A 24,340-nucleotide genomic window follows, 5' to 3' on the forward strand; every position below is an offset into this window, starting at 1 on the left:
CGACGCGATGCGCAGGTTTCCGGTCGTCCTGTTCACCCTCGCTGCGCTGCTGTGCGCGGTGCAGGTGTGTGCGGACATCAAGTTCCCGCCGCTGACCGGCCGCGTTGTCGACCGCGCCAACCTGCTCAGCAAACAGACCAAGTACCAGCTCACCGAACTGCTGCAGAAGCACGAGCAGGAAACCAGCAACCAGGTGGTCGTGGTGACGGTGCCGGACCTGCAGGGCCTGACCATCGAGGAGTACGGCTACCAGCTGGGCCGCCACTGGCAGATCGGCCAGAAGGGCAAGGACAATGGTGCCCTGCTGATCGTCGCCCCCAAACAGCGCAAGGTACGCATCGAGGTCGGCTACGGCCTCGAGGGGGCACTGACCGATGCGCTGTCCGCCAATATCATTCACACCAAAATTCTGCCCCGCTTCAAAACCGGCGACTTCGACGGCGGCGTCACCGCCGGGGTGGAATCGATGCTCGCCGCGATCAAGAACGAGTATGTGGCCGAACCCACTGACAGCAACGATAACCGCCGCCTGGCGGTGCTGGTGGGCCTGTTTCTGATCCTGATCATGCTCAACCTGTTCGGCGGTGCCGTATTTGGCGCGCCCATCGGCAGCGGCAGCTACCGCCGCGGCCGCTACGGCGGCTACTACGGTGGCGGCGGTTTCGGCGGGGGTTTCGGCGGGGGCGGCGGCTTCGGCGGAGGTGGTGGCGGATTTGGCGGGGGCGGCGCCTCGGGAGGATGGTAATGGGCATCCCTGGCGATTTAATGGGCGCACGCCTGACGGCATGTGGCGATGCGCACAATCCTCACGCACGAACATGCGCCCCGCTTCGGCAGCCGCCACCAGACACACGCGCGCCACGACCATTGGGGATGCCCAAATGCTAGACAGTGAATACCGGCGCAGAGTCGCCGAGACCATCAAGCAGGTGGAATCGCGGACCGACGCCGAGGTAGTCACGGTGCTGGCGCGCGAGGCGGACAACTACCTGTACATCTCCACGCTGTGGGCGGCCTTCCTGGCCCTGCTGCTGGCGCCACTGATACAGTTCCTGCCCTGGTGGATCGACGAGAAACAGGCATTTATGCTGCAGTGGATCCTGTTTATCGTCCTGGCGGTGCTGTTCCGCTGGCGACCGCTGACCATGCGCCTGGTGCCGAAGAAAGTGAAATACTGGCGCGCCGCCAACCTGGCGAGGCGCGAGTTTCTGGAGCAGGACCTGCACAGCACCCGCGATCGCCTGGGGCTGCTGATATTTGTCTCGCAGGCCGAGCACTATGTGGAGATACTGGCCGATCGCGGCCTGGCAATACAGGTCACCGACGAAAACTGGCAGGAGATCGTCGAAAAGTTTATTCGTGAGGTCAAACGCGGACGCACCGGTGAAGCCTTCATACACTGTGTGGAAAGGTGTGGAGAACTGCTGCAGGAAGCCGCGCCGATCACCGAAATCAAAAACGAACTGCCCAACCACCTGGTTATTCTGAACTGAACAGTGCGCCCCGGCGCGCAGCCAACCGCAGGGACACTCGCCATGCGCAACGGAAAACCCGCAGTGATCGCCGCCGTCATGCTGCTGCTGATTGCCGTCACTTACTTTGCCAAAGGTGCGCTGCATCCGGGACAAGCCGGCGGCACCGGCACCGCTGGCGGGCTGTTTAGCGCGCGCGAAGACAACCTCGAATCGCGCGTGGCGAAGCTGGAAAAGGCGCTGCAAAATGCCAATCAGATACAGCTGCAGTTGCTCGAACTGGTGGAGCAATTGCGCCAGGAAATGGAGCAGGCAGATCCCGGCGAGTCCGGCGGCAAGACCCGCACCGCTGCGCTGAAAGCGCGTATCGCGGCAGGTAATATGCACGGCGGCGAGCGGCAGCTCACACGTGAGGAACGATATCGCCAGTACCGCGAAATGCAGCGACAGCGGCTGATCGACGCCGGCCTGAATCCGGATAGGGCGGAATTTATCCTGCAGAAACAGGAGCGCTTTCAGTTCGAGCATATGCAGGTCGCCTATCAGTACCGCCACCTGCGGGACAAGTCCTCAGCCGAGGCCGCCGAGCTGCGCGAGCAGCTGGATATCTACAGCAACCCGCGCAAAATGTTCGAACACGAACTGAACCCGCAGGAATTCGAGCTCTACCTGGAAGCCAATGGCGGCCGCCAGGAGATGCGTGTCGACCGCGTAATCAGCGACACACCGGCCGCCGCCGCGGGCCTGCAGCCGGGAGACAAAATCGTGTCCTACAACGGCGAGCGGGTGTTCCATATGGGCGACCTGCGCTCGCAGATCTACAAGGTGGACCCGGGTAAAACGGTGCCGATCGAAGTGCAGCGCGCCGGCAGTTCCGGCACAGAGGTAATTTACGTGCCCAGCGGGCCGCTGGGCATTCAGGGCTGACCACCAGCCCCCAATCATTAATTCCGCTCCCTCCCCGGCGAAAGCCGGGATCGCACCGGGTTGTGCCCCCCTGCCACCTCTACCCGGTGCGCCTCAGTCATTTCGCTCCTGGTATGCGCCCTACCATATCAGCTCTATTCATCGCCTTGTCGATGCTGGCTTTTCGCAATTTCGCGCCGCAGAAATTATTGCAATGGAGCGACAATACCTGCGTCAGCGGATAGCGGCGATCTATCCCAATGCCGCTAACGCTGTGTCAAATCACTGGATGAAAGCGCTGAATGAGTCCATCGACTACGACATGTACAGATTTCTGAAAGGAAAGCTCGCACCGGATGAACTGGCGCGCTATGTAGCGGGGTCCGGGCGCGACACCGGAATAATAATTACCAACGTCTCCAGCAATGGCAGCGCTGCAATTGCGGGCCTGCAGCCCGGCGATCGCATTGTGCGTTACAACAGCGAGCCGATCTTCAATCCGCAGAATCTGGTAACGCGTATCCGGCGGGTGCCGCCCGGCCAGATGGTCAAACTGGATTTCATCAGTGCCAATGGCAATCGCCGCAAGGCCGTCTATGTGCCCGGTGGGCGCCTGGAAATTCGGGGAGGCCCGGACCGCCAATGATCCGCGCGTGAAGTGCGATAACAGCGGAGCGCAAGCAACGTATGCAGATCCGCGTACCGAGGATGGCGGCGGAAAACTTTGGCTCCGTAGATACAGAAGCGGCCGCTGGCCGCGATCGAGTGAGCCATGAAGCTGAATCGATCGCGGCCGCGGCCGCTCCTGCAATGGTCAGTTGTTGCTGCTGCTTATTCCGCGCTGGCCTCCGGGCGCATATGCGGGAACAGCAGCACGTCGCGGATCGACGGTGAGTCGGTCAGCAGCATCACCAGGCGGTCAATACCGATACCCTCACCGGCCGTGGGCGGCAGGCCGTATTCCAGCGCGCGGATATAGTCGGCGTCGTAGTGCATGGCCTCGTCGTCGCCGGCGTCCTTCTCCGCCACCTGCGCCTTGAAGCGCTCGGCCTGGTCTTCAGCGTCGTTCAGCTCGGAGAAGCCGTTGGCGATTTCGCGACCACCAACGAAGAACTCGAAGCGGTCGGTGACAAACGGGTTGTCGTCATTGCGGCGCGCCAGCGGCGATACTTCGGTCGGGTACTCGGTGATGAAGGTCGGCTGGTCGAGGCGGTGCTCGACGGTCTTCTCGAAGATCTCGATCTGCACCTTGCCCAGCCCCCAGCTGTCTTTCAGCGGGATTTCCAGTTTTTCAGCGACCTTGCGCGCGCTGTCCAGGTTGTCGATATCACCGTGGGACAGGCCCGGGTTGTAGCGCAGGATCGAGTCGAATACCGACAGGCGCGCGAACGGCTTGGAAAAGTCGTAACTGCTGCCCTGATACTCGACCGTGGTTTTACCCAGCACGTTTTCGCAAATGCCGCGCAACATGGCTTCGGTGAGGTCCATCAGGTCGTTGTAGTCCGCGTACGCCTGGTAGAACTCGAGCATGGTGAACTCGGGGTTGTGGCGCGTGGACAGGCCCTCGTTGCGGAAATTGCGGTTGATCTCGTAAACGCGTTCAAAGCCGCCCACCACCAGGCGCTTCAGGTACAGCTCCGGCGCAACGCGCAGGTACATGTCGATGTCCAGCGCATTGTGGTGAGTGACAAACGGGCGCGCGGTCGCGCCGCCGGGAATCACCTGCAGCATCGGCGTCTCCACTTCCATGAAGTGGTTGCCGTTGAGGAAACTGCGGATGTAATCGATGATTCTGGAGCGGGTGCGGAACACATCGCGGGATTCCGGCGTGGCGATCAGGTCCACATAGCGCTGGCGGTAACGCAACTCCTGGTCGCTGATCCCGTGGAATTTTTCCGGCAGCGGGCGCAGCGCCTTGGTCAACAGCTGGTATTCCTCGCAATTCACATACAGGTCGCCCTTGCCGGACTTGTGCAGGGCGCCCTTCACGCCGACGATATCGCCGATGTCCCAGCTGCCAAAGCGCTCCTTGATATCTTTCTGCGCGGCCTTGTCGGCGTACAGCTGGATGCGATCGGACACATCCTGAATCACCATAAACGGGCCGCGTTTGGCCAGGATGCGGCCGGCCACACAGGCCACCGCGCCCAGTTCTTCCAGCTCTTCCTTGGTCTTGTCACCGAACTCGCCCTGCAGGTCGGCGGCCAGGTTCTCGCGACGAAACGCATTCGGGAAGGGATTGCCCTTCTCGCGCAGCGCAGACAGCTTGGTGCGGCGTTCGGCGATCAGTTTGTTTTCGTCTTGCTGGGATTGGGTATCAGTCATGGTGAATCGTCATTTGCGATTGAGAAGGTTTCGGTAGGGTGCGCGCGAGCGCACCGCTACGGTTTGGGGGGTGCGCGCGGCGCACCCTGCGCGGGCCGGATTGCTTACAGGCCGGCTTTGAGACTGGCCTCGATAAACTGGTCCAGGTCTCCGTCCAGCACCGACTGGCAGTTGCTGGTCTGAACGCCGGTGCGCAGGTCCTTGATACGCTGGTCGTCGAGCACGTAGGAACGGATCTGGCTGCCCCAGCCGATATCCGCCTTGTTCTCTTCCATCGCCTGTTTCTCGGCGTTGCGCTTTTGCATCTCCTGCTCGTACAGCTTGGCACGCAGCATTTTCCAGGCCTTGTCGCGGTTCTGGTGCTGGGAGCGCTCGCTCTGACAGGCGACCACAATGCCGGACTCGATATGGGTCAGGCGCACCGCGGAGTCGGTCTTGTTGACGTGCTGACCACCGGCGCCGGACGCGCGGTAGGTGTCTTCGCGCACCTGGGACTTGTCTACCTCGATCTCGATATTGTCGTCGATCTCCGGCGACACGAATACGGAGGTAAACGAAGTGTGGCGGCGGTTGCCGGAATCGAACGGCGATTTGCGCACCAGGCGGTGGACACCGGTTTCGGTGCGCAGCCAGCCGAAGGCGTACTCGCCTTCAAAATGGATGGTGGCACTTTTGATACCGGCCACTTCACCGGCAGAGGCTTCTTCCAGCGTGGTCTTGAAGCCATGGGCCTCGCCCCAGCGCAGATACATGCGCAGCAGCATCTCGGCCCAGTCCTGGGCCTCGGTGCCGCCGGAGCCGGACTGGATGTCCAGGTAGGCGTTGTTGGGGTCGGTCTCGCCGGAGAACATGCGGCGAAACTCCAGGGTTTCCAGCTGCTTTTGCAGCCCCTCGATCTCGCCAGACACTTCGCCGACGGCGTCTTCATCGCCTTCTTCCGCGGCCATTTCCAGCAGCTCGCGACTGTCGCTGATACCGCTCTCCAGAGACTCGATGGTCTTGACCACGGTTTCCAATGACGAGCGCTCGCGACCCAGTTCCTGGGCGCGGTCGGGATTGTCCCAGACGCTGGGTTCGGCCAGCTCCAGCTCGACCTCGGTCAGGCGCTCTTTCTTGCTGGCATAGTCAAAGATACCCCCTAAGAACGTCGGTGCGCTCTTCGAGGTCTTTCAGCTGATTGATGAGGGGATTGATTTCCATGAATTCTCGGCTTCCGGCAACGTTAAAGCGGCGCGCATTCTACCGCAGCGCGGCCCCATGTTGCCAGTTACAGCACCTAACCGGCCTCAGGAGTCAGCCGGGTTCGGCGCGGGACAGGCCGTCGAGAATAGCGCACTGCGGCGAGTCGTCGCCGGCACAGTGACTGGAGAGCGTGCGCAAGCTGTCGCGCATCTGCTCGAGGGTGTTCAGCTGCGCCTCGATATGCTGCAGCTTCTCCTCCACCAGCTGCTTGGCATCGCGGCTGCGGCGCGCCGGGTCGCGGTACAGATCGAGCAGTTCGCGCACTTCTTCGACCGCAAAGCCGGTCGCGCGGGCGCGCTGGATAAAGCGCAGCGCTTCCAGGTCCCGTTCAGCGTAGTCGCGGTACCCGTTGGCGCAGCGCCCCGGTACCACCAGGTCGAGGGACTCATAGTAGCGCAGGGCCTTGGCAGTGAGGCCCGATTCGCGCGCCGCCAGGGAAATATTCATACAGCCTCCCACTCACAGGATGTCCGATGCGGTGACGAGGATAAAGGTTACCACAGGGGGAAGGTCAAGCTGACGGAGAACCGACTGTACAGTCAGACACCGAGCCACTGCGACGGCTCAGGTCAGTACACTCAACACGGACATCACACCGCGCTGCGGCCCCGCACAATTCGCGGAAGACCGCAGACGGGGCGACAGCAGCTCAACCTGTCGGAGATTTTGCCTGGCCGCCGGTATCGCACTCCCGGTGCTGGTACTCGACCCGGTCGGCCGGGTCAAAGCCCAGCTCCAGTGCCGCATCGAGGGAATCGCCGCTGATCAGGTGCAACAGGATATCGCCGGTAGGTCCGCCGCAGGCGCTGGGATACACGCGGTCGGTGCGCACACCGCAGCGGGATTCCTGCACCTCCACCCCGTTACCGGTCAGCTTGGCACTGCTGTCTTTGAGGCTGATGCCACTGCCCTGCTCGCACTGCCTGCTGCCGCGCGCCTCGTAAACCCAGATCAGTTGCTCCGCCTGCACTGCCGGCGCTTCCTCTTTGGCGGCGTGATTCTCACCAGCCTTGGCCGGCTCGGTTTTTTGCGCGGCCTTTTCAGCACCCTGCCCACAAGCGCCCAGCGCCGCAACGAGAACGAACGCGACTACCCAATAGAATGCCTGTTTCACGGCGCTTCCTCCGTATTGCGACTCAATCCCCTAAAGTGTATCCGAGGCCGGCCTATGCTGCGGGCCCACTCTGCTCGCCGGGCACCGGCGATTGTCATGGCGGCTAAAGCGTTATGACCAGTCCTCGCAAGGTTTCTGGCCATTCACTGATGGCTAGCAATCCGGCGTGCCGGACCGCTACCACTCAAGCGCCGGCGTTTCACTCCGGGCAATCCACTTTTTCGTATTGAATCTGCTCCGCAGGGCCATACCCCAGATCCAGAGCGTCATTCAGTGCGTTGTTTTCAATCAGATGCAGCAGTAAATCTCCGGTGGGGCCACCGCACTGGGTGCTGTAGTCAAGATCCGTCCGCACACCGCAAAGGGACTCATGCACCGCGATACCATTATCGGCGAGCATGGCGCTGCTCTCTTTAAGTGACATCCCGCCGTCCTGACACTGCCGGTTGCCGCGCGTCCGGAATATCCATAGCAGCCCTCGCTGCTCATCCGTCTGCGTTCCCTGTTCCGCTGCAGGAGTTTCCTGCCCGGTTGCCGACGCCTCCGGCGCAGGCTTCTGCGCGGTTTCATTCTCTGGCGCCTGTGCCGCTCCCGCCGACTTATCCGCACGCTGACCACAGGCCGTCACCGCGAGCGCTAACAAAAGGATCAAAAGCGTGTTTTTCATGCGTCGAGCTTCCTCCCTGAAGCGAGAAATCCATGCAGTCAGCCGAGCGCCAACCAGGCGCCGACTCCGAACATCAGCGTGCCGGCAATGCGATTCACGAGGCGCACATTTTCACTGCGCGCCAACAGGCCGCTGAGGGTGCGGCCACCGCTGGCGTAGATCAACAGACACGTTGTTTCCGTCAGCATGATGATAGCAAGCATGGCCACCAGCTGCGGTGCCAGCGGGGCGCTGTCATTGATAAATGGCGGCAGTAACGCGATACAGAAAGCCCAGCCCTTGGGATTGGCGGCCGCGGTGACAAAGCCCTGCAGGGCCAGCGCGCGGCGCGTCGGCAACGGCGCGTCGGCCGTGCGCTCGGTGGGCGCCACCAGCACCATGCGGCCGCGCGCGCGCCACATCTGGATACCCAGCCAGGCCAGGTAGGCACCGCCCAGCCATTTGAACACCAAAAAGGCGGTCGGGTACTTGAGCATCATCGCGGCGACACCGAGCACGGCGGCCAGCGCCACCATCGCCACCCCCAGCAGCTCGCCGGCCATCATCCACAGGGTGCGGCGCACGCCGACGGTCATGCCCAGCGTCAGCGACAGGGTCATACACATGCCCGGGGTGATCGACACCAGAAAAAATGTCGGCACGAACAGTGCGAGTCGGGTCAGGTCGAGCGCGTCCATCAATCCATTACCTCTCGTATCAGTGGTGAGTGCCGGTGTGATTGCCGTAGTGGCTGACCAGCATACCGGCCAGCATCAAGCCGCAGCCGAGCAGTTCGCGCCCGGAGAGCAATTCGTTCAGCAGCAGCCAGCCGGCCGCCAGCGCAAACACCGATTCCAGGCTCATGATCACCGTGGCGTGCGACGGCGCCGCATGGCGCTGGGCCAGTAGCTGGAAGGTAAATGCGATGGCGGTGGAGAAAATCATCATGTAGGCAATCGGCCAGGCCGCGTCGATCGCCGCTTGCAGACTCGGTTGCTCCACAATCAGCGAGGCGACTGCCGACAGCGCGCCGCACACAAGGAACTGCACACAGGCGAGGCGCAGCGCGTCGTAGCGACGCACCAGGTGGTCCGCCGACAACACCTGGATCGCAAACACGAAGGCGCTGGCAAAGGCCATCAGATCACCGACCAGTTGCGCCTTCTCGCTGAAGTCCGCCAGCCAGTACAGGCCCAGCAGTGCCAGGCCGATACCGGCCCAGGTCCAGCGGTTGGTGCGGTGGCCGAGAGACAGCCCGATCACCGGCACCAGCAACAGGTAGAAGCCGGTGATAAAACCGACGCGCCCGGCAGTGGTGTACAGCAGCGCCGCCTGCTGCAGTGCCGCACCGAGAAACAGCCAGAATCCCAGGATCGCGCCGCCGGGCAGGCAGGCGCGCCAGCTGTGCGCAACCCGGCCACCGCCCTCTTCGCCCGGCTGCATCTCGTGGGTGAGCTTGGGCGCGCGCCGCGACAGCCAGGAGACGATGGGAATCAGGATCAGGCCGCCGAGGAAGAAGCGCCAGGCGTTGAACGCCAGCGGCTCGATATGCTCCATCGCCACCTTTTGCGGCACGAAGGCCAGGCCCCAGAAAAAAGCGGCCAGTAGCAGCAGGATTTCTGCCTGGACTTGTTTGCGTTGCATTGTGTGAATTCCTTCGGGCAAACACAGGGTTTACCGCGGTTACATCGGTTGGAATAAAAGAGTTGTTGGAGACCCTGTCGGCCCGCTCAGTGCGGGGGCGAACACAAGGTTCGCCCCTACGGAACCCGTCTGGTGCGCCTATCAACTTCTGTGCCCCATAGGCTCCGCAAGCGCCACAGTGGGTTTAAAACCACGCAGACTGATGTGTAGGGGCGAACCTTGTGTTCGCCCGGGCCGGCAGATTACCTATACCGCTTCCAGATAACTGACCAGCAACTGCAACGACTCCCGCCCGCGAAACTCGTTGATATCCAGCTTGTAGGCCAGCTGCACCCGCTCAACGGCCTGCGGCCACTGGTCCGTGTCCACATTGAAAGCGATGGCATCCAGGGCCAGCTGCGGGTTGTCCAGCGGTGCCACCACCATTTTCAGGTGGCGTTCGCCGACGATACGCTGCTGCAGCAGCAGGAACTCACCGTCAAACTGCGGTTCGGGAAACGCCTGCCCCCAGGGGGCGCAGGCGCGCAGCGTGGCGGCGGTGTGCATGGTGAACTCTGCCGCTTCCAGCTCGCCGTCGGATTCGATCACCGCCTGCAACTGGGATTCTTGCAGCCGGTTGCGCACCGCGGCCTCGAACGCCGCGGTAAACGCGGGGAAATGTTCCCGCTGCAGGCTCAGGCCCGCGGCCATGGCGTGGCCGCCGAACTTGGCGATCAATTCCGGATGCGCGGCGGCCACATCGCTGAGCGCGTCGCGAATATGTAAACCGGGTATCGAGCGCGCCGAGCCCTTGATCAGGCCCGAGGTTGAGGTACTGTCGCCCTCGGCAAACGCGATCACCGGGCGGTGGAATTTCTCCTTGATGCGGCTGGCGAGGATCCCCACCACGCCTTGGTGCCAGCCCTCATCGTAGAGACACAGGCTCCACGGTATCTCGCCATCGAGCTGCAGTTTATCCAGCGCCGCCATGGCCTCGCGCTGCATGCCCTGCTCGATTGCCTTGCGGTCGCGGTTGAGCGCATCCAGCTCCGCCGCCAGCTCGCGCGCCTCGGTGGGATCGCGGGTCAGCAGGCAACGGATGCCGGTGCCGATATCGTCCAGGCGCCCGGCAGCGTTGATGCGCGGGCCGAGGATAAAGCCGATATCGGTGGTCGACAGTTTGCGCCGGTCGCGCCCGGCCACTTCCATCAGCGCGGAGATACCCGGCCGGCAGCGGCCGGCGCGAATCCGCGCGATGCCCTGGTGCACGAGAATGCGGTTGTTGTGATCCAGCGGCACCAGGTCCGCCACCGTGCCCAGCGCCACCAGGTCCAGGTACTCGGCCATATTCGGTGCACGCAATCCCAGAGAACCAAAGGCGCTCTCTGTAAACCAGCCGCTGTCTTGCAGCGCACTGCGCAGGCGGCTCAGCAGGTAGAAGATGACCCCCACCCCGGCCAGGTTCTTGCTGGGGAAGTCGCAGTCGGGCTGGTTCGGGTTGACGATCGCATCCGCCTCCGGCAGCTGCGCCCCGGGCAAGTGGTGGTCGGTGACGATCACCGTCATGCCGGCGGCCCTGGCCGCGGCAACACCGTCAATGCTGCTGATGCCGTTGTCGACGGTGATCAACACGTCCGGGGCCGACTCTTTCGCCACCTCGACGATTTCCGGCGTCAGCCCATAACCGAAGTCGAAGCGGTTGGGCACCAGGAACTCCACCGCGGGCGCGCCCATGGCACCCAGCGCCAGTACCGCCAGCGTACTGCTGGTGGCGCCGTCGGCGTCGAAGTCGCCCACGATCAGGATTTTCTGCTGCGCGCGCACGGCTTCCACCAGCAGTTGCACGGCCCGCTCCATGCCGCGCATTGCCTGGGGTGCGTGCAGTTTGGCGAGGCGATGGTCCAGATCCGCCTCGCTGGTCACGCCGCGGCCGAGCAGGACCCGCTGCAGGATTTTCGGTGTGTCAGAAGCAAAACGGCCAGTGGACAAATCCACTGGCCGCCGCTGAATTTTTGTTGGCATGGTTACTCAGCTAGTCAAAGTCTCACTCCAGCGCGGTGGCGATAAAGTCGTGCACCTGCGCCAGGTCATTGGGGAGCACTTTCATGCGCTCCTCGCGTTCGAACAGCCCCTGCATATGCGCAGGCAGGGGAATCTGCTCGGTCGGCAGCGCGCGGGCCACCGCATCGGGGAATTTTGCCGGATGTGCGGTGGACAGGCAAACCATCGGCTGCGACATCGAGCGGCGCACCTTGCGCGCGGCCTCGACGCCGATGGCGGTGTGCGGGTCCAGCAGGTAGCCGGTGGACTCGTAGACCTCGCGAATCACCTCGACGGTGCGGCGGTCGTCGACGCAACAGGAGGAGAAGACCTCGCGCGCCTTGCCCAGCGCCGCCTCGCTCAGGTGCATGGGCACACTGCGGTCCGCCAGCAGCTCGGATACGGCGGCGCCATCGCGGCCGTACAGATCGAACAGCAGCCGCTCGAAGTTGCTCGACACCATGATGTCCATGCTCGGCGACAGGCTGTGCACCAGCGGCTGCGGCGAGTGGTCGTTGGCGCTGATGCAGCGGTGCAGTATGTCGTTGGCGTTGGTGGCAATCACCAGTTGCTCGATCGGCAGGCCCATCTGCCGCGCCAGGTAGCCGGCAAAGATATCGCCGAAGTTGCCGGTGGGTACGGAGAAGTTGACCGTTTTCGCCGGTGCGCCCAGGTTCACCGCGGCGTAAAAGTAGTAGACGATCTGCGCCATGATGCGCGCCCAGTTGATCGAGTTGACCGCCGCCAGGCGGCGCCCGTCGGGCAGGAACGACTGGTCGGCAAAGCTGGCCTTGAGCATGTTCTGGCAATCGTCGAAGTTCCCTTCGAGGGCAATGTTGAACACATTGTCCGACAGCACCGTGGTCATCTGCCGGCGCTGCACCTCCGACACCCGGTTGTGCGGGTGCAGGATAAAGATATCGATATTGTCGCAGTGGCGGCAGCCCTCGATGGCGGCGGAACCGGTATCCCCGGAAGTGGCCCCCATGATCACCACGCGCTCGCCGCGCTTTTTCAGCAGGTGGTCGAACAGCTGGCCGAGAAACTGCAGGGCGAAGTCCTTGAACGCCAGCGTCGGCCCGTGGAACAGCTCCAGAATCCACTCGCTGGTATTTGTCTGCACCAGCGGTGCCACGGCGCTGTGACGGAAGTTTTCGTAGGCGCGTTCGATAATGCCGCGCAGCTCGTCGTCACTGAGGTCGTCGCCGACAAACGGCTGGATAATGCGAAACGCCAGCTCGCGGTAGTCGAGCCCGGCCATGTCCGCGATCTCGTCGCGGGAAAAGGTCGGCAGGGATTCCGGCACATAGAGGCCGCCGTCGCTGGCGAGGCCGGTGAGTACGGTGTCGGCAAAGGACAGAGACGGCGCACGGCCGCGGGTGCTGATAAATTTCACGGTGTCTTTTCGATTACTGAAACTAAAAATTCATGGCTACAAGGGTGGCAACTGGCACTAAGCGAGGCGCTGGTCTCGGCAAGAAAGACCTGGGCGGCCCTGCTACCGGGAGTTGTTTGCGGGACACGCCGTACATACGTCCGTGTAGGCTCTAATCGGCATCCCTGCCTCATAAGGTCCCGCAAACAACTCCCGGCATCAGGACCTTCGCATCAAGTATTGGCGCTTGTTCTGCCGAGAATATTAACCAAGTGGCTCCACACGAATACGCACAACAGAGCCCTCGACAGTATCCAGCGCCTCGATCTGCGCCACCGCCTCGCGCAGGCGCGCCTCCTTGGCGCGGCTGGTGAGGATCACCACCGGTACCAGGGCCTCGCCATCGGCGGGTTCGTGTTGGATCAGGGCCTCGATGCTAATGCCCTCGTCACTGCAGATCCGCGCCACCTGGGACATGACCCCGGGCTTGTCGTGCGCGGAGATACGCAGGTAATAGCTGGTAACCACTTCGTCCATCGGCAGCACCTCGCCGCCGTTCTGCGCGCCCTCGGCGACACCGGAAGCCCGCACCCGCTGGTCGGGAGCCGATTCCAGGGTGCGCGCCACATCGACGATATCGGCAATCACCGCCGAGGCCGTGGCCTCGGCGCCGGCACCGGCGCCGTAGTAAAGGGTCGGGCCCACGGCATCACCGTTGACCAGCACCGCGTTCATGACACCGTTGACGTTGGCAATCAGGCGGCGCTGCGGAATCAGGGTCGGGTGCACGCGCAGCTCGACGCCCTGCTCGGTGCGCCGGGCGATACCCAGGTGCTTGATCCGGTAGCCCAGCTCGTCGGCGTAGCGGATATCCTCGCTGGTGACACCGCTGATGCCCTCGCAGTAAACCTTGTCGAAGGCCAGCGGAATGGCGAACGCCAGCGAGGCCATGATCACCAGCTTGTGCGCCGCGTCGATGCCCTCCACATCGAAGGTCGGGTCGGCCTCGGCGTAACCGAGCGCCTGGGCCTGGCTCAGCGCCTCGGCAAAGCTTCTGCCCTTCTCACGCATTTCCGTGAGGATGTAGTTGCCGGTACCGTTAATGATCCCCGCCAGCCATTGGATGCGGTTGCCCACCAGCCCCTCGCGCAGGGACTTGATGATCGGGATACCGCCGGCCACGGCGGCCTCGTAGGCGATGGTCACGCCCTTGGCGGCGGCCGCGGCGAAGAGTTCGTTGCCGTGCTCGGCAATCAATGCCTTATTGGCGGTGACGACGTGCTTGCCGTGCTCGATCGCGGTCAGCACCAGTTCGCGGGCCACGGTGGTGCCGCCGATCAGCTCCACCAGGATATCGACATCCGGATTACTCGCCACATCAAAGATTTCACGGGTGACGTTGTAGGTGCTGGTGTCGCAGGCGGGATTGTCGCGGCGCGCGCCGATCTGCACGATCTCCACCGGGCGACCGCAGCGGGCCGCGATCTCTTCGATGTTGCGCGCCATCACATTGACAGTGCCACTGCCCACGGTGCCCAGGCCACAGATACCGATACGCGCCGCGCGGCGCGGGTTGTCGGCCTGAGAGGCATGCAATTCGGTGGTTACTTCGACGGGTGCGCTCACAACTTCCCTCCGCGCAAGACAGCCCCGATGCCAGAAGCGGATCGGCATCAGCGCAATAAGTGGTAATAGACAACGACAAAAGGACGACAACCTTACTGAGATGAGGGGCAAAATGTCAATAAAATTGCGCGCGCGGCGGCCGCCAATCCACACCGCAGCCGGCTCCGGCGGCCACCTCGCAACCAAATCATCATCCTTCAGCAACCTGCGCAAACTGATGCTATAAAAGCATCTACTAGCATCACCTGCCAACAGCCAGCGAAATTGCGCCAGCGAGCGTGATAGCGAAAAATACAGCCCGCCAATGTTGACCCAGCCAGGACGCGGTAGACCCGCAGCCATATTATGCAGAAGACCCTGATTCTCTACACCGGCGGTACCCTCGGCATGCGCCGCAGCGCCTCCGGCTATATCCCCGACGCGGACCTGCAGGCACTGTTGGAGCAACTGCTGGCAGATGCCGGCAACGAGTTGCCGGACTACGACTTCATCGCCCTCGAGCAACTCCTCGACAGCGCCAACATGCAACCCGCCGACTGGTATCGCATTGCCGCCCGCATTGCCCACAACGCAGACCGCTACAGCGGCTTTGTGGTGTTGCACGGTACCGACACCATGGCCTATACCGCCGCCGCGCTGTCGTTCGCACTACAGGGGTTCGATCGGCCGGTGATCGTCACCGGCTCGCAGATCCCCCTGCGCGAGATGCGCAGCGACGCGCACAACAACCTGATCGCCGCGCTGCTGTTGAGCGCGGACAGTTCCCTGGCGGAAGTGAGCCTCTACTTCAACGGCAAACTGCTGCGCGGCAACCGCGCCACCAAGGTCAGCGCCGGCTCTCTGGACGCCTTCGCCTCACCCAACTACCCGCTACTGGGCGAAGTCGGCATTCAGGTCTCCCTGGACCGCGGCGCGCTACTGGTGCCGGCGACCGAGCGCAATTTCCAGCTGCCGGAATTTGCCGACGGCGGCGTCGCTCTGCTGAAGCTGTTTCCCGGCATCTCGCCCTTTTTTATTGGCAAGCTGCTCGAATACCGGCCGCGCGGCCTGGTGATAGAAGCCTACGGCACCGGCAACGCCCCGAGCCAGGACCCCGCCTTTGCGCAACAGCTGGAGCAGGCGACCCAGCGCGGCACCATTTGTGTCGCCGTGTCCCAGTGCCTGGAGAGCCGTGTGGACCTGGACAAATACGCAGCCGGCTCGGCACTGCGCGATGCCGGCGTCATCGGCGGGTTGGATATGACCAGCGAGGCCGCCTTTACCAAACTCAATCACCTGCTGGCGATGGGGTTACCCGAGTCACAAGTGAGAAAACTGATGACCACCCCCCTGTGCGGGGAATGTACTCCCTGACCGGCACCAGAACCTTGATCACGGACTGACATTGCGATGCCTATGAACAGCAATTTTTCGCAAAACCTGCGCCTGCTGTGCAGCTTCTACCGCTCTATTGCGGAAGTCTGCCGGCGCATGGGCGTCAACCGGGCGCAGTTCAACAAATATCTGAACGGCGACACCCGCCCGTCGCACTATACGCTGACGAAAATTTGCGATTTCTTCGGGGTAGAACCCCACGAAATCCAGATGCCCCACGAGCAGTTCGCACAGATAGTGCGCGTGCGCAACGCACCGGACAGCGACACCGCCGCACCGCGCCCCTACCGCGCCGATATCGAGCGGCTGATGCGCGCCTCGCAGGGACACGCCGACAAATACCTCGGCTACTACTTCGAATACCACTACTCGATGACCTTCCAGGACTACATTATCCGCAGCCTGCTGCGCATCGAGAGCGACGGTGAGGGTTATTATTTCCAGCGCTTCGAGCGCATGCGCTATCCGGACCGGGAAGAGTGGTACAAGTCCCGCTACCGCGGCATGCTTTTCTTTCTTTCCGAACGCATTTTCCTGATCGGTTACGAAGCGCTGACCCACAACGAAATCGCCCAGACCATCCTCTACCCCACCTACAAAAGCCGCGTCAGCTATCTGTCCGGTTTGAAGCTGGGCGTCTCCGCCAGCGACCGGCGTGAACCGGTATGCACCAAGGTGGTACTGGAATCGCTGGGGCGCAATATCAGCGTGCGCAGTGCGTTAAAGCTCTGCGGCGTGTTCGGTCCGGATTCCGACGAGATCAACCGTAATATCCGTGAAAATATCCGCGCGGCGGCCGGCGAGACCTCGCCAAGTTTTTTTGCCAAGCCGCTTTAACACAGGTCGACGAACATCCATTGGCTAGCAACCAGATCAACAGCGCAGGTGCTGCCACCAGGCGCAATACTGCGCCTTTGATTGGACGCTCTGCCAAGGTGACGATGCCGGGTGCAGCTTTGTGAGACCGTCACCGGAATGGATGCCGGTGCCGAGCCCCCAGGGATGGGTATACGGCGTGTCTCACAAAGCTGTACCCGGTAGCGGCACCGCCACCCAACTCTCTAAGCACACACCCAAACAAAGAGCACAGCCTCACAGGAACCAGCAGTAATGACGAGCGCATTTCACACCCTGAAACCCACCCCGCTGTTTGCCGCCGGCGCCGCCACGCGCCTGGAGCACGACCTGCTCGGCGACCGCCAAGTGCCCGACGAAGCCTACTTCGGCATCCAGACGCTGCGCGCGCTGGAAAATTTTCAGATTACCGGCATCACCCTGAATCACTTCCCCAACCTGGTGAAAGCCCTGGCAATGGTCAAGAAAGCCGCCGCCCGCGCCAACACTGAACTAGGCTACCTGGACGGGGAAATTGCCCACGCCATCGGCGGCGCCTGCGACGAAATCATCGCGGGCCAACTGCACGACCACTTCCTCGTCGACATGATCCAGGGCGGCGCCGGCACCTCCACCAATATGAACGCCAACGAAGTCATCGCCAACCGCAGCCTGGAATTGCTCGGCCGCAGCAAGGGTGACTACACCCACGTGCACCCCAACAACCACGTCAACCTGTCCCAATCCACCAACGACGTTTACCCCACCGCCATCAACCTCGCCATACTGCTGAGCTACAGCGAACTGGTGGACTCGATGGAGCAACTGTGCGAAGAGTTCGATCGCAAGGCTGATGAATTCGCCAGCGTGATCAAGATGGGGCGCACGCAACTGCAGGACGCCGTACCCATGACCCTCGGCCAGGAGTTCGCCGCGTTCGCCGCCACCGTGCGCGAGGACGTCGACCGGGTGAAGGAACTGGTGCTGCTGTTCCGCGAGATCAATATGGGCGGCACCGCCATCGGCACCGGGATCAATACCGACCCCGATTACCGGCAAATGGTGGTCGATGCACTTTCCGAAATTTCTGCTATCGACTTTGTCTGCGCTTCCAACCTGGTCGAAGCCACCTCGGATATGGGCGCCTTCGTCATGTTTTCCGGCGTATTGAAGCGCATCGCGGTAAAGATCTCCAAGATCTGCAGCGACCTGCGCCTGCTCTCCAGTGGTCCCCGCGCCGGCCTCAACGAGATCAACCTGCCGCCGATGCAACCGGGCTCCTCGATTATGCCCGGCAAGGTCAATCCGGTAATCCCGGAAGTCGTCAACCAGGTCGCCTACCAGGTGATCGGCAACGACCTCACCATCACTCTCGCCGCCGAGAGCGGCCAGCTGCAGCTGAATGTGATGGAACCGGTAATCGCCTTCAACATACTGCAATCCATGCGCCTGATGACCCAGGCCATGCACACCCTGGCCGATCGCTGCATCAGCGGTATCACCGCCAACGAAGCGCATTGTCGGGAACTGGTGGAAAACAGTATCGGCCTGATTACCGCGGTAACGCCGTTCATCGGCTATGAAAACGCCACCCGCATCGCCGCACAGGCCCTGTTGAGCGGGCGCAGTGTCCGGGAACTGGTGCTGGAAGAAAGATTACTGAGTGAAATGGCGCTGGAAGAAATTCTCGCGCCGGAAAACATGACCCAGCCGCGCAAGATCAAGCGATAAGGCGGCGGGTAATAAGGGTGGCAGCCGGGCGGCCGCCACCCGGAGTCATTTAAATCCCGAGAGCCCTGGCCAGGGTGGCCGGCGGCAGATAACCGGGTACCACGGTGCCGTCTTCGAGCACAATGGTCGGTGTGCCGCGCACATCGATAACGTCGTTGCCCAGGTGATATTCCTTCGCCACCGGGTTGTTCGCGCAGACATTCAGGGGCACATTCTCGTTGTTTTTCAGCGCAGTCAGGGTCTTCTTGCGATCCTTGGCGCACCAGGCGGTGGCCGCCTTGCGGTAGCTCAGGGAGTTCAGGCCAGCACGCGGGAAGGCCAGATAGCGCACCTCGATTCCCATCGCATTCAACTTCGGCACATCTTTGTGCAGCTTGCGGCAGTAGCCGCAGTCCACATCGGTGAACACATAGATATGCGCCTTGGTCTTGCCCTTCGGCGAGTAGACGATCATGTCCTTGATGTCCTGGCTGTCCATGATCTTGGCGCGCTGGGTGGTGCGGCGCTTCTCGGACATATTCACCATCTTGCCGCCGGCCATCCCATACAGGTCGCCGTAGATGAAGTGCTTGCCATCGGCCGACACGAACAGCGTGTTGGTGCCGCCATCGATATCGACCTCATAGACGCCGTTGATCGGGCTTTCGCGCACTTCGCCGTAGCTGGCCTTGGGATTGCCGGCCTTGAGGTTTGCCTTGATGGTCTTGACCACGGCGGCGTCGACCTCGGCGTGGGCGGCAGAGCCCGCCAGGGCGATGAATGCGCCAACCAGCATCAGCGACTTGTTGAAAAACGTCATTGGTCGATAGCTCCTGTAATTCTTCTGGTTTCGACTGAAAGGCCGGCATCCGGTTCCCGCCAGTATGGCATCAAACGGCGACAAATGTGCTCTATGGCGCGTTTTACCATATCCGCCACAGCGGTACCACGACGCAGCTCCCGGGACAGCCAAAAGGTGGAAATCACACCGTTCAGGCATAAAAAAAGCCGGGGCATCTCTGCCCCGGCTTCTTCAGTTCGCGCAAGGAAACACTCAGTTGAGCTTTTCCTTGATGCGCGCCGCCTTACCAGTCAGGTTGCGCAGGTAGTACAGCTTGGCCTGGCGCACGTCGCCGCGACGCTTGACCGAAATGCTGTCGACCAGCTGGCTGTGAGTCTGGAAGGTACGCTCTACGCCGACACCGTGGGAAATCTTGCGCACGGTGAAGGAAGAGTTCAGGCCGCGGTTACGCTTGCCGATAACAACACCTTCAAACGCCTGCAGACGCTCGCGGTTACCTTCTTTAACCTTCACCTGAACGATAACAGTGTCGCCCGGAGCAAAGGCCGGAACGTCGCTCTTCAGCTGTTCCTGTTCCAGCTGCTGGATGATTTTGTTAGTCATTTGGAATACTCCCAAATACGGGCTCTGTGGAACCCTGCGATTGTGTAGCTTCTCAGCTAGTTCACCAGATTACTCACGCCTCCCGGCGAATCCGGCCTCTGAACGCCCCCAAGCCTGAACTTCGGCGCGTCCTCAATTCTGTTCAGCATTGCGCTCCCGCCGGATCTCCTCCAGCAGTTGCTTCTGCTCGTCGTCCAGCGCCAGCCCTTCCAGCAGGTCGGGACGGCGCTGCTCAGTGCGCGCCAGTGCCTGCTTGAGGCGCCAGCGGCGAATCTTCTCGTGGTTGCCAGACATCAACACCTCCGGCACCACCCTGTCCCGGTAGACTTCCGGGCGGGTGTAATGCGGGCAGTCGAGCAACCCGCGGGCGAAGGAGTCCTCCACCGCCGACTGATCGTGCCCCAGCGCGCCGGGAATCAGCCGCGTGACCGTATCCACCAGCACCATGGCAGCGAGTTCGCCACCACTTAAAACGTAGTCGCCGATGGACCACTCTTCGTCGATCAGCGTCTCGACGATGCGCTCGTCGATCCCCTCATAGCGCCCGGCCAGCAACACCAGGTTACCCGCCGCAGACAGCGCCTCGACACCGCCCTGATCCAGCTGCCGCCCCTGGGGGGACAGATAGATACTGCGCGCCGGCGCACCGCCCTCTTCGGCCCAGGCTCGAGCCTCGGTCAGGGCCTGGTAGAGGGGCTCCGCCAGCATCACCATGCCGGGTCCGCCGCCGTAGGGGCGGTCATCCACAGTGCGGTGGCGATCACTGGTGAAATCCCGTGGATTCCAGCAGCGCACCTCCAGCAGGCCATCTTTGACCGCGCGCCCGCTAATCCCGTAATCGGTCAGGGCCGCGAACATCTCCGGGAAGATACTGACCAGCGCAATACGCTTGGTATCGACCATCAGAATTCCGGATCCCAGTTGACGGTGATCACACCGGCTTCCAGGTCGATATCGCTGATGAACTCGCCCGGCAGGTAAGGGATCAGGCGCTCGCGCCCGTCCTTGCCACCGCGCACGACCAGTACGTCGTTGGCACCGGTTTCCATCATCCGCACCACGCAGCCGAAATCGCACTCGCGGCCGTCGAAACGGCTGATCACGCGCAGACCTTCCAGCTGGTGCCAGTAGAACTCACCCGCCTCAAGGGATGGCAGTTCACTGCGCCGCACAGCGATATCCCGCTGGCAGTACTGCGCCGCCAGGTCGCGGTCATCGACACCCTCGATATGGACAATCAAGCCCTTACCGTGGCGCTTTCCACCATCCACCTGCAGCGGTTCCCAGCCAGAGGGGCTCTGCAACCACCAATCGGCGAACTGCAGAATATTGTCCATCGGCTCGGTAAAGGAATGCACCTTTACCCAACCGCGAACGCCGTACACCGCGGTGATGCGCCCGACAGTGACCAGGTCAGCGGATTTGGAGCCGCTGCTCTCAGGATTAACTGACGTCACAGGCACACCCGCAGCTCGGCTTGAATCAAGCAGACTCTTTCAGCAGCTTGCTGACGCGGTCGGAGACCTGGGCGCCCTGGCCTACCCAGTACTCAACACGCTCACGATCAACGCGCAGACGCTCTTCCTGACCGCGGGCAACCGGGTTGAAGAAGCCGACGCGCTCGATGAAACGGCCGTCGCGGGATTTGCGGCTGTCAGTCACAGTCAGGTGATAAAACGGGCGCTTCTTAGCACCGCCACGAGCCAAACGAATGGTTACCATGTAGCTTTCCTGTAGTTTCAACACTGGGCAGCCACCTTCTTCGGCGACCACCTACAACAATCCGAGCCGGAAGCGCACCCGGCTGAAAGGCGGCGTATTCTAATGTACCGCCCGTAGTTTGTATAGCGGGGAATCCACCCAAAATCGGCAAACTCCCTCCTGAGCAACGCCCGCGCCACAGAGCCGCTTTCAAGGCTCTCTCGCAAGGCCATCAAAGATAAACGCGGGCTACCAGCCCGCCTGTGTACCTGGAGTTCCGGCTATTTCTTGCGGAACCCCGGAGGCAGGCCGCCGGGCATACCGCCCATGCCGCCCATCCCCCCGGTGCCACCACCACCGCCCATGCCCGGCAGGCCGCCCATACCGCGCATCAGCTTGCCCATGCCGCCGCCCTTGAGCTTTTTCATCATCTTGCCCATCTGCTTGTGCTGCTTGAGCAGGCGATTCAGGTCCTGGATCTGGGTGCCGGAACCGGCAGTGATACGGCGCTTGCGGGAGCCGCTGAGAATATCCGGGTTGTGGCGCTCGGCGGGCGTCATGGAACCGATAATGGCGTCCATGCGCTTGAACTCTTTGCCCATATCCGCCTGCTGGGCCATCTGTGCCATACCGCCCATACCCGGCATCTTTTCCATCAGGGAGCCCAGGCCGCCCATATTCTGCATCTGCTGCAGCTGGTCGCGCAGGTCTTCCAGATCGAAGCCCTTGCCCTTCTGCACCTTCTTGACCAGCTTCTCGGCCTTGGCCTTGTCGATCTTCTGCTCCGCCTCCTCGATCAGCGACATGATGTCGCCCATACCGAGAATGCGTGAAGCGATGCGGTCCGGGTGGAAAGTCTCGAGCGCGTCGGTCCTCTCACCAACACCAATAAACTTGATCGGCTTTCCGGTCACATGGCGCACCGACAGCGCCGCACCGCCGCGGGCGTCGCCGTCTGCCTTGGTCAGGATGACACCGGTCAGCGGCAGCGCTTCGTTAAAGGCGCTGGCCGTGTTGACCGCGTCTTGGCCGATCATCGCGTCGATCACGAACAGCGTCTCGGCCGGATCCAGCGTGCCGTGCAGCTCGCGGATCTCGTCCATCAGCTGCTCGTCGATATGCAGGCGGCCGGCGGTATCCACGATCAGCACATCGGCGAACTGCTTGCGCGCGGCGTCCATCGCGCCCTTGGCGATATCCAGCGGCTTTTGCTCGGGAGTGGAGGGATAGAACAGCGCCCCCACCTCACCGGCCAGGGTTTCCAGCTGCTTGATGGCCGCGGGGCGGTAGACGTCCGCACTGACCACCATGACCTTCTTCTTCTCGCGCTCCTGCAGGTACTTGGCCAGCTTGGCCACACTGGTGGTCTTACCGGCACCCTGCAGACCCGCCATCAGGATCACCGCCGGCGGCTGCACTGCCAGGTTCAGCGGCGTAGCCGCCTCGCCCATGACCTTGACCAACTCGTCATTGACAATCTTGACGAACTGCTGGCCCGGGTTCAGCGCCGTGCTGACTTTCTGACCCACCGCCGCGGTGCGAACCTGCTGTACAAATGCCTTCACCACCGGCAGGGCCACATCGGCCTCCAGCAGCGCCTTGCGCACCTCGCGCAGCGTGTCGCGGATATTGTCGTCCGTCAGGCGCGCTTTACCGGTGACCTTCTTTAACGCCGCCGACAGGCGGTCGCTCAGGTTGTCGAACATAGATACGTCTCGATCTCTATCTGGCTGGCCGACCGCCGCTCCGCTGGGCATCGGCACTGTATTGCGGAAGCACAGCTCCCGGCTCTCGTGGCGCGGCAGTATAGCTCAAGCGCCGGCGCAGCCGAAACTCCGGCGCAACCACCCAATGCCACGGCTTTGACCGGACTCCCGGCAATCGTAGCGACACCCGGGCCCGGCCACCGGCTGACAGGACACCTGAACAGATGACTCGCGGCAGCAGCACCGCACCCAAACGTCCGAATACCTGAATCCCCGCCAGAACGGCGCTGGGCTCCTTCAGCGGACTTTCCAGCACCGGCGCGCTGTGCCACACTGCCGCCCTATCGCAACCGAGACACGGATTCATCGATGGCGGCATTCGCCCACTGGACGGCAATCGCACTCTACTCAGCCACCACAATTCTGGCGGCCATGAGCTACCTGCGCCAGCGCCAGCCGCACATGGTGCCGCTGCTGGCGCTGCTGGCCGGTGCACTGGTCGCCCACGGTATCTCCCTGTACTACACGCTCATTTCCCCCACCGGCTACCGCTTCGACCTGCTGGCAATGCTGTCGCTGGTGTCCTGGACTATCAATCTGCTGGTACTGCTGCTCGCCACGCGCCAGCCCCTGCAACCACTGATCCTGATCTTGGCGCCTCTGGGTGTACTGACAGTATTTGCCGCGGTGTACGACTGGGGTGGTGTGGCACCGCGCCAGCAGCTGTCCACCGGTATCGCCGTGCACGCGCTGCTGTCGATCACCGCCTATTCGCTACTGACCATCGCCACACTGCAGGCCATCTACCTCTACTACCAGAATCAACAGCTGCACAACCACAAGCCCGGCGGAATCAGCCGCCTGTTGCCACCGCTGCAGACGATGGAATCGCTGCTGTTCGGCCTGGTTGCCTTCGGCCAGATACTGCTGACCGCTTCGCTGATTACCGGCTTCCTGTTTGTCGACAACCTCTTCGCCCAGCATCTGGTGCACAAGACCGTGCTGTCGATCCTCGCCTGGCTGCTCTACAGTGTTTTGTTGTGGGGCCACTGGAAACTGGGCTGGCGCGGTAATACCGCCGTACGCTGGACCCTGGCGGCGTTCGCCGCGCTGATGCTGGCCTTCTTCGGCAGCAAGCTGGTGCTCGAAGTGATTCTGCACCGCAGCACCTGGGGCTAATTTCCGCCTGATTCCAGGCAAACTTGCGGCCAGTGAAATTCTGTTTCAATATCCCCGCTTCC

24 protein-coding genes are annotated in these 24,340 nt (G+C 62.2%); 8 read left to right on the top strand and 16 right to left on the bottom strand.

Going from position 1 to position 24,340, the window contains the following annotated elements:
* Positions 1–7 precede the first annotated feature (7 nt).
* From ABDK11_RS12595 to ABDK11_RS12610, 4 genes are all read left to right on the top strand, one after another.
* The gene (locus ABDK11_RS12595) at positions 8–745 is read left to right on the top strand and encodes a TPM domain-containing protein (protein WP_346836860.1); all 738 of its coding nucleotides are present in this window, start codon (positions 8–10) and stop codon (positions 743–745) included.
* A gap of 136 nt (positions 746–881) precedes the next feature.
* Positions 882–1,493, top strand: coding sequence for a TPM domain-containing protein (locus ABDK11_RS12600; protein WP_346836861.1), 612 nt, complete (start codon positions 882–884; stop codon positions 1,491–1,493).
* A 42-nt stretch (positions 1,494–1,535) separates the two neighbouring features.
* On the top strand, positions 1,536–2,399 hold the full coding sequence (locus ABDK11_RS12605) for a PDZ domain-containing protein (protein WP_346836862.1): 864 nt from the start codon (positions 1,536–1,538) through the stop codon (positions 2,397–2,399).
* Positions 2,400–2,592: 193 nt separating this feature from the next.
* The gene (locus tag ABDK11_RS12610; protein WP_346836863.1) at positions 2,593–3,024 is read left to right on the top strand and encodes a PDZ domain-containing protein; all 432 of its coding nucleotides are present in this window, start codon (positions 2,593–2,595) and stop codon (positions 3,022–3,024) included.
* Between the two features lie 185 nt (positions 3,025–3,209).
* Here ABDK11_RS12610 and lysS read toward each other — a convergent pair whose 3' ends face one another.
* The 10 genes from lysS to ABDK11_RS12660 form a co-directional block, all read right to left on the bottom strand.
* A complete protein-coding gene (gene lysS / locus ABDK11_RS12615; RefSeq protein ID WP_346836864.1) occupies positions 3,210–4,703 on the bottom strand; it encodes a lysine--tRNA ligase in 1,494 nt (497 codons plus the stop codon).
* A 104-nt stretch (positions 4,704–4,807) separates the two neighbouring features.
* Positions 4,808–5,903, bottom strand: a protein-coding gene (gene prfB, locus ABDK11_RS12620) for a peptide chain release factor 2 (RefSeq protein ID WP_346836865.1) whose coding sequence is annotated in 2 segments (ribosomal slippage) — positions 4,808–5,830 and positions 5,832–5,903 — 1,095 coding nt in all. Because the reading frame shifts where the segments join, the coding sequence is not laid out codon by codon here.
* 93 nt (positions 5,904–5,996) lie between these two features.
* On the bottom strand, positions 5,997–6,392 hold the full coding sequence (locus tag ABDK11_RS12625) for a MerR family DNA-binding protein (RefSeq protein WP_346836866.1): 396 nt from the start codon (positions 6,390–6,392) through the stop codon (positions 5,997–5,999).
* A 202-nt stretch (positions 6,393–6,594) separates the two neighbouring features.
* On the bottom strand, positions 6,595–7,059 hold the full coding sequence (locus ABDK11_RS12630; RefSeq protein WP_346836867.1) for a hypothetical protein: 465 nt from the start codon (positions 7,057–7,059) through the stop codon (positions 6,595–6,597).
* 199 nt (positions 7,060–7,258) lie between these two features.
* Positions 7,259–7,726, bottom strand: coding sequence for a hypothetical protein (locus ABDK11_RS12635; protein ID WP_346836868.1), 468 nt, complete (start codon positions 7,724–7,726; stop codon positions 7,259–7,261).
* Positions 7,727–7,764: 38 nt separating this feature from the next.
* Complete coding sequence (locus ABDK11_RS12640) at positions 7,765–8,403, bottom strand: LysE family translocator (protein WP_346836869.1); 639 nt, start codon at positions 8,401–8,403, stop codon at positions 7,765–7,767.
* Between the two features lie 19 nt (positions 8,404–8,422).
* Positions 8,423–9,349: a DMT family transporter gene (locus ABDK11_RS12645; protein ID WP_346836870.1), complete on the bottom strand. Its 927-nt coding sequence runs from the start codon at positions 9,347–9,349 to the stop codon at positions 8,423–8,425.
* Between the two features lie 246 nt (positions 9,350–9,595).
* Positions 9,596–11,350, bottom strand: a complete 1,755-nt coding sequence (recJ, locus tag ABDK11_RS12650) for a single-stranded-DNA-specific exonuclease RecJ (protein ID WP_346836871.1) — start codon at positions 11,348–11,350, stop codon at positions 9,596–9,598.
* Positions 11,351–11,372: 22 nt separating this feature from the next.
* Positions 11,373–12,764 carry a threonine synthase gene (gene thrC, locus ABDK11_RS12655; RefSeq protein WP_346836872.1) on the bottom strand — a complete coding sequence of 464 codons (1,392 nt, stop codon included), beginning with the start codon at positions 12,762–12,764 and terminating at the stop codon, positions 11,373–11,375.
* 243 nt (positions 12,765–13,007) lie between these two features.
* The gene (locus ABDK11_RS12660; protein WP_346840202.1) at positions 13,008–14,339 is read right to left on the bottom strand and encodes a homoserine dehydrogenase; all 1,332 of its coding nucleotides are present in this window, start codon (positions 14,337–14,339) and stop codon (positions 13,008–13,010) included.
* Positions 14,340–14,714: 375 nt separating this feature from the next.
* Between ABDK11_RS12660 and ABDK11_RS12665 the strand changes: the two genes are divergently transcribed.
* The 3 genes from ABDK11_RS12665 to aspA all read left to right on the top strand — a co-directional run bounded on the left by ABDK11_RS12665 (position 14,715) and on the right by aspA (position 18,308).
* Entirely contained in the window at positions 14,715–15,722 is a 1,008-nt protein-coding gene (locus ABDK11_RS12665; RefSeq protein ID WP_346836873.1) for a type I asparaginase, read from the top strand.
* A gap of 42 nt (positions 15,723–15,764) precedes the next feature.
* Positions 15,765–16,580, top strand: a complete 816-nt coding sequence (locus tag ABDK11_RS12670) for a helix-turn-helix transcriptional regulator (protein ID WP_346836874.1) — start codon at positions 15,765–15,767, stop codon at positions 16,578–16,580.
* A 273-nt stretch (positions 16,581–16,853) separates the two neighbouring features.
* A complete protein-coding gene (gene aspA, locus ABDK11_RS12675; protein WP_346836875.1) occupies positions 16,854–18,308 on the top strand; it encodes an aspartate ammonia-lyase in 1,455 nt (484 codons plus the stop codon).
* A gap of 49 nt (positions 18,309–18,357) precedes the next feature.
* Here aspA and ABDK11_RS12680 read toward each other — a convergent pair whose 3' ends face one another.
* The 6 genes from ABDK11_RS12680 to ffh form a co-directional block, all read right to left on the bottom strand.
* The gene (locus ABDK11_RS12680) at positions 18,358–19,107 is read right to left on the bottom strand and encodes a thioredoxin fold domain-containing protein (protein ID WP_346836876.1); all 750 of its coding nucleotides are present in this window, start codon (positions 19,105–19,107) and stop codon (positions 18,358–18,360) included.
* 234 nt (positions 19,108–19,341) lie between these two features.
* Positions 19,342–19,692: a 50S ribosomal protein L19 gene (rplS, locus tag ABDK11_RS12685; RefSeq protein ID WP_346836877.1), complete on the bottom strand. Its 351-nt coding sequence runs from the start codon at positions 19,690–19,692 to the stop codon at positions 19,342–19,344.
* A gap of 132 nt (positions 19,693–19,824) precedes the next feature.
* The gene (trmD, locus tag ABDK11_RS12690; RefSeq protein ID WP_346836878.1) at positions 19,825–20,595 is read right to left on the bottom strand and encodes a tRNA (guanosine(37)-N1)-methyltransferase TrmD; all 771 of its coding nucleotides are present in this window, start codon (positions 20,593–20,595) and stop codon (positions 19,825–19,827) included.
* Positions 20,595–21,149: a ribosome maturation factor RimM gene (rimM, locus tag ABDK11_RS12695; protein ID WP_346836879.1), complete on the bottom strand. Its 555-nt coding sequence runs from the start codon at positions 21,147–21,149 to the stop codon at positions 20,595–20,597. Before rimM ends, trmD begins: the two co-directional genes overlap by 1 nt.
* 25 nt (positions 21,150–21,174) lie before the next feature.
* Entirely contained in the window at positions 21,175–21,414 is a 240-nt protein-coding gene (rpsP, locus tag ABDK11_RS12700; RefSeq protein WP_073271637.1) for a 30S ribosomal protein S16, read from the bottom strand.
* 260 nt (positions 21,415–21,674) lie between these two features.
* Complete coding sequence (gene ffh, locus ABDK11_RS12705) at positions 21,675–23,099, bottom strand: signal recognition particle protein (RefSeq protein ID WP_346836880.1); 1,425 nt, start codon at positions 23,097–23,099, stop codon at positions 21,675–21,677.
* A 369-nt stretch (positions 23,100–23,468) separates the two neighbouring features.
* Here ffh and ccsA point away from each other — a divergent pair, with 369 nt between their 5' ends.
* Positions 23,469–24,278, top strand: coding sequence for a cytochrome c biogenesis protein CcsA (gene ccsA, locus ABDK11_RS12710; protein WP_346836881.1), 810 nt, complete (start codon positions 23,469–23,471; stop codon positions 24,276–24,278).
* Positions 24,279–24,340 lie beyond the last annotated feature (62 nt).

Origin of the sequence: Microbulbifer sp. SAOS-129_SWC (assembly GCF_039696035.1) — a bacterium.
Taxonomy (GTDB): domain Bacteria; phylum Pseudomonadota; class Gammaproteobacteria; order Pseudomonadales; family Cellvibrionaceae; genus Microbulbifer.

What these genes read in the sequence shown, in the direction of transcription:
- ABDK11_RS12595 (WP_346836860.1), top strand. Translation starts at nt 8, where the DNA reads ATGCGCAGGTTTCCGGTCGTCCTGTTCACCCTCGCTGCGCTGCTGTGC.
- ABDK11_RS12600 (WP_346836861.1), top strand. Translation starts at nt 882, where the DNA reads ATGCTAGACAGTGAATACCGGCGCAGAGTCGCCGAGACCATCAAGCAG.
- ABDK11_RS12605 (WP_346836862.1), top strand. Translation starts at nt 1,536, where the DNA reads ATGCGCAACGGAAAACCCGCAGTGATCGCCGCCGTCATGCTGCTGCTG.
- ABDK11_RS12610 (WP_346836863.1), top strand. Translation starts at nt 2,593, where the DNA reads ATGGAGCGACAATACCTGCGTCAGCGGATAGCGGCGATCTATCCCAAT.
- lysS (WP_346836864.1), bottom strand. Translation starts at nt 4,703, where the DNA reads ATGACTGATACCCAATCCCAGCAAGACGAAAACAAACTGATCGCCGAA.
- ABDK11_RS12625 (WP_346836866.1), bottom strand. Translation starts at nt 6,392, where the DNA reads ATGAATATTTCCCTGGCGGCGCGCGAATCGGGCCTCACTGCCAAGGCC.
- ABDK11_RS12635 (WP_346836868.1), bottom strand. Translation starts at nt 7,726, where the DNA reads ATGAAAAACACGCTTTTGATCCTTTTGTTAGCGCTCGCGGTGACGGCC.
- ABDK11_RS12640 (WP_346836869.1), bottom strand. Translation starts at nt 8,403, where the DNA reads ATGGACGCGCTCGACCTGACCCGACTCGCACTGTTCGTGCCGACATTT.
- ABDK11_RS12645 (WP_346836870.1), bottom strand. Translation starts at nt 9,349, where the DNA reads ATGCAACGCAAACAAGTCCAGGCAGAAATCCTGCTGCTACTGGCCGCT.
- recJ (WP_346836871.1), bottom strand. Translation starts at nt 11,350, where the DNA reads ATGCCAACAAAAATTCAGCGGCGGCCAGTGGATTTGTCCACTGGCCGT.
- ABDK11_RS12665 (WP_346836873.1), top strand. Translation starts at nt 14,715, where the DNA reads ATGCAGAAGACCCTGATTCTCTACACCGGCGGTACCCTCGGCATGCGC.
- ABDK11_RS12670 (WP_346836874.1), top strand. Translation starts at nt 15,765, where the DNA reads ATGAACAGCAATTTTTCGCAAAACCTGCGCCTGCTGTGCAGCTTCTAC.
- aspA (WP_346836875.1), top strand. Translation starts at nt 16,854, where the DNA reads ATGACGAGCGCATTTCACACCCTGAAACCCACCCCGCTGTTTGCCGCC.
- ABDK11_RS12680 (WP_346836876.1), bottom strand. Translation starts at nt 19,107, where the DNA reads ATGACGTTTTTCAACAAGTCGCTGATGCTGGTTGGCGCATTCATCGCC.
- rplS (WP_346836877.1), bottom strand. Translation starts at nt 19,692, where the DNA reads ATGACTAACAAAATCATCCAGCAGCTGGAACAGGAACAGCTGAAGAGC.
- trmD (WP_346836878.1), bottom strand. Translation starts at nt 20,595, where the DNA reads ATGGTCGATACCAAGCGTATTGCGCTGGTCAGTATCTTCCCGGAGATG.
- rpsP (WP_073271637.1), bottom strand. Translation starts at nt 21,414, where the DNA reads ATGGTAACCATTCGTTTGGCTCGTGGCGGTGCTAAGAAGCGCCCGTTT.
- ffh (WP_346836880.1), bottom strand. Translation starts at nt 23,099, where the DNA reads ATGTTCGACAACCTGAGCGACCGCCTGTCGGCGGCGTTAAAGAAGGTC.
- ccsA (WP_346836881.1), top strand. Translation starts at nt 23,469, where the DNA reads ATGGCGGCATTCGCCCACTGGACGGCAATCGCACTCTACTCAGCCACC.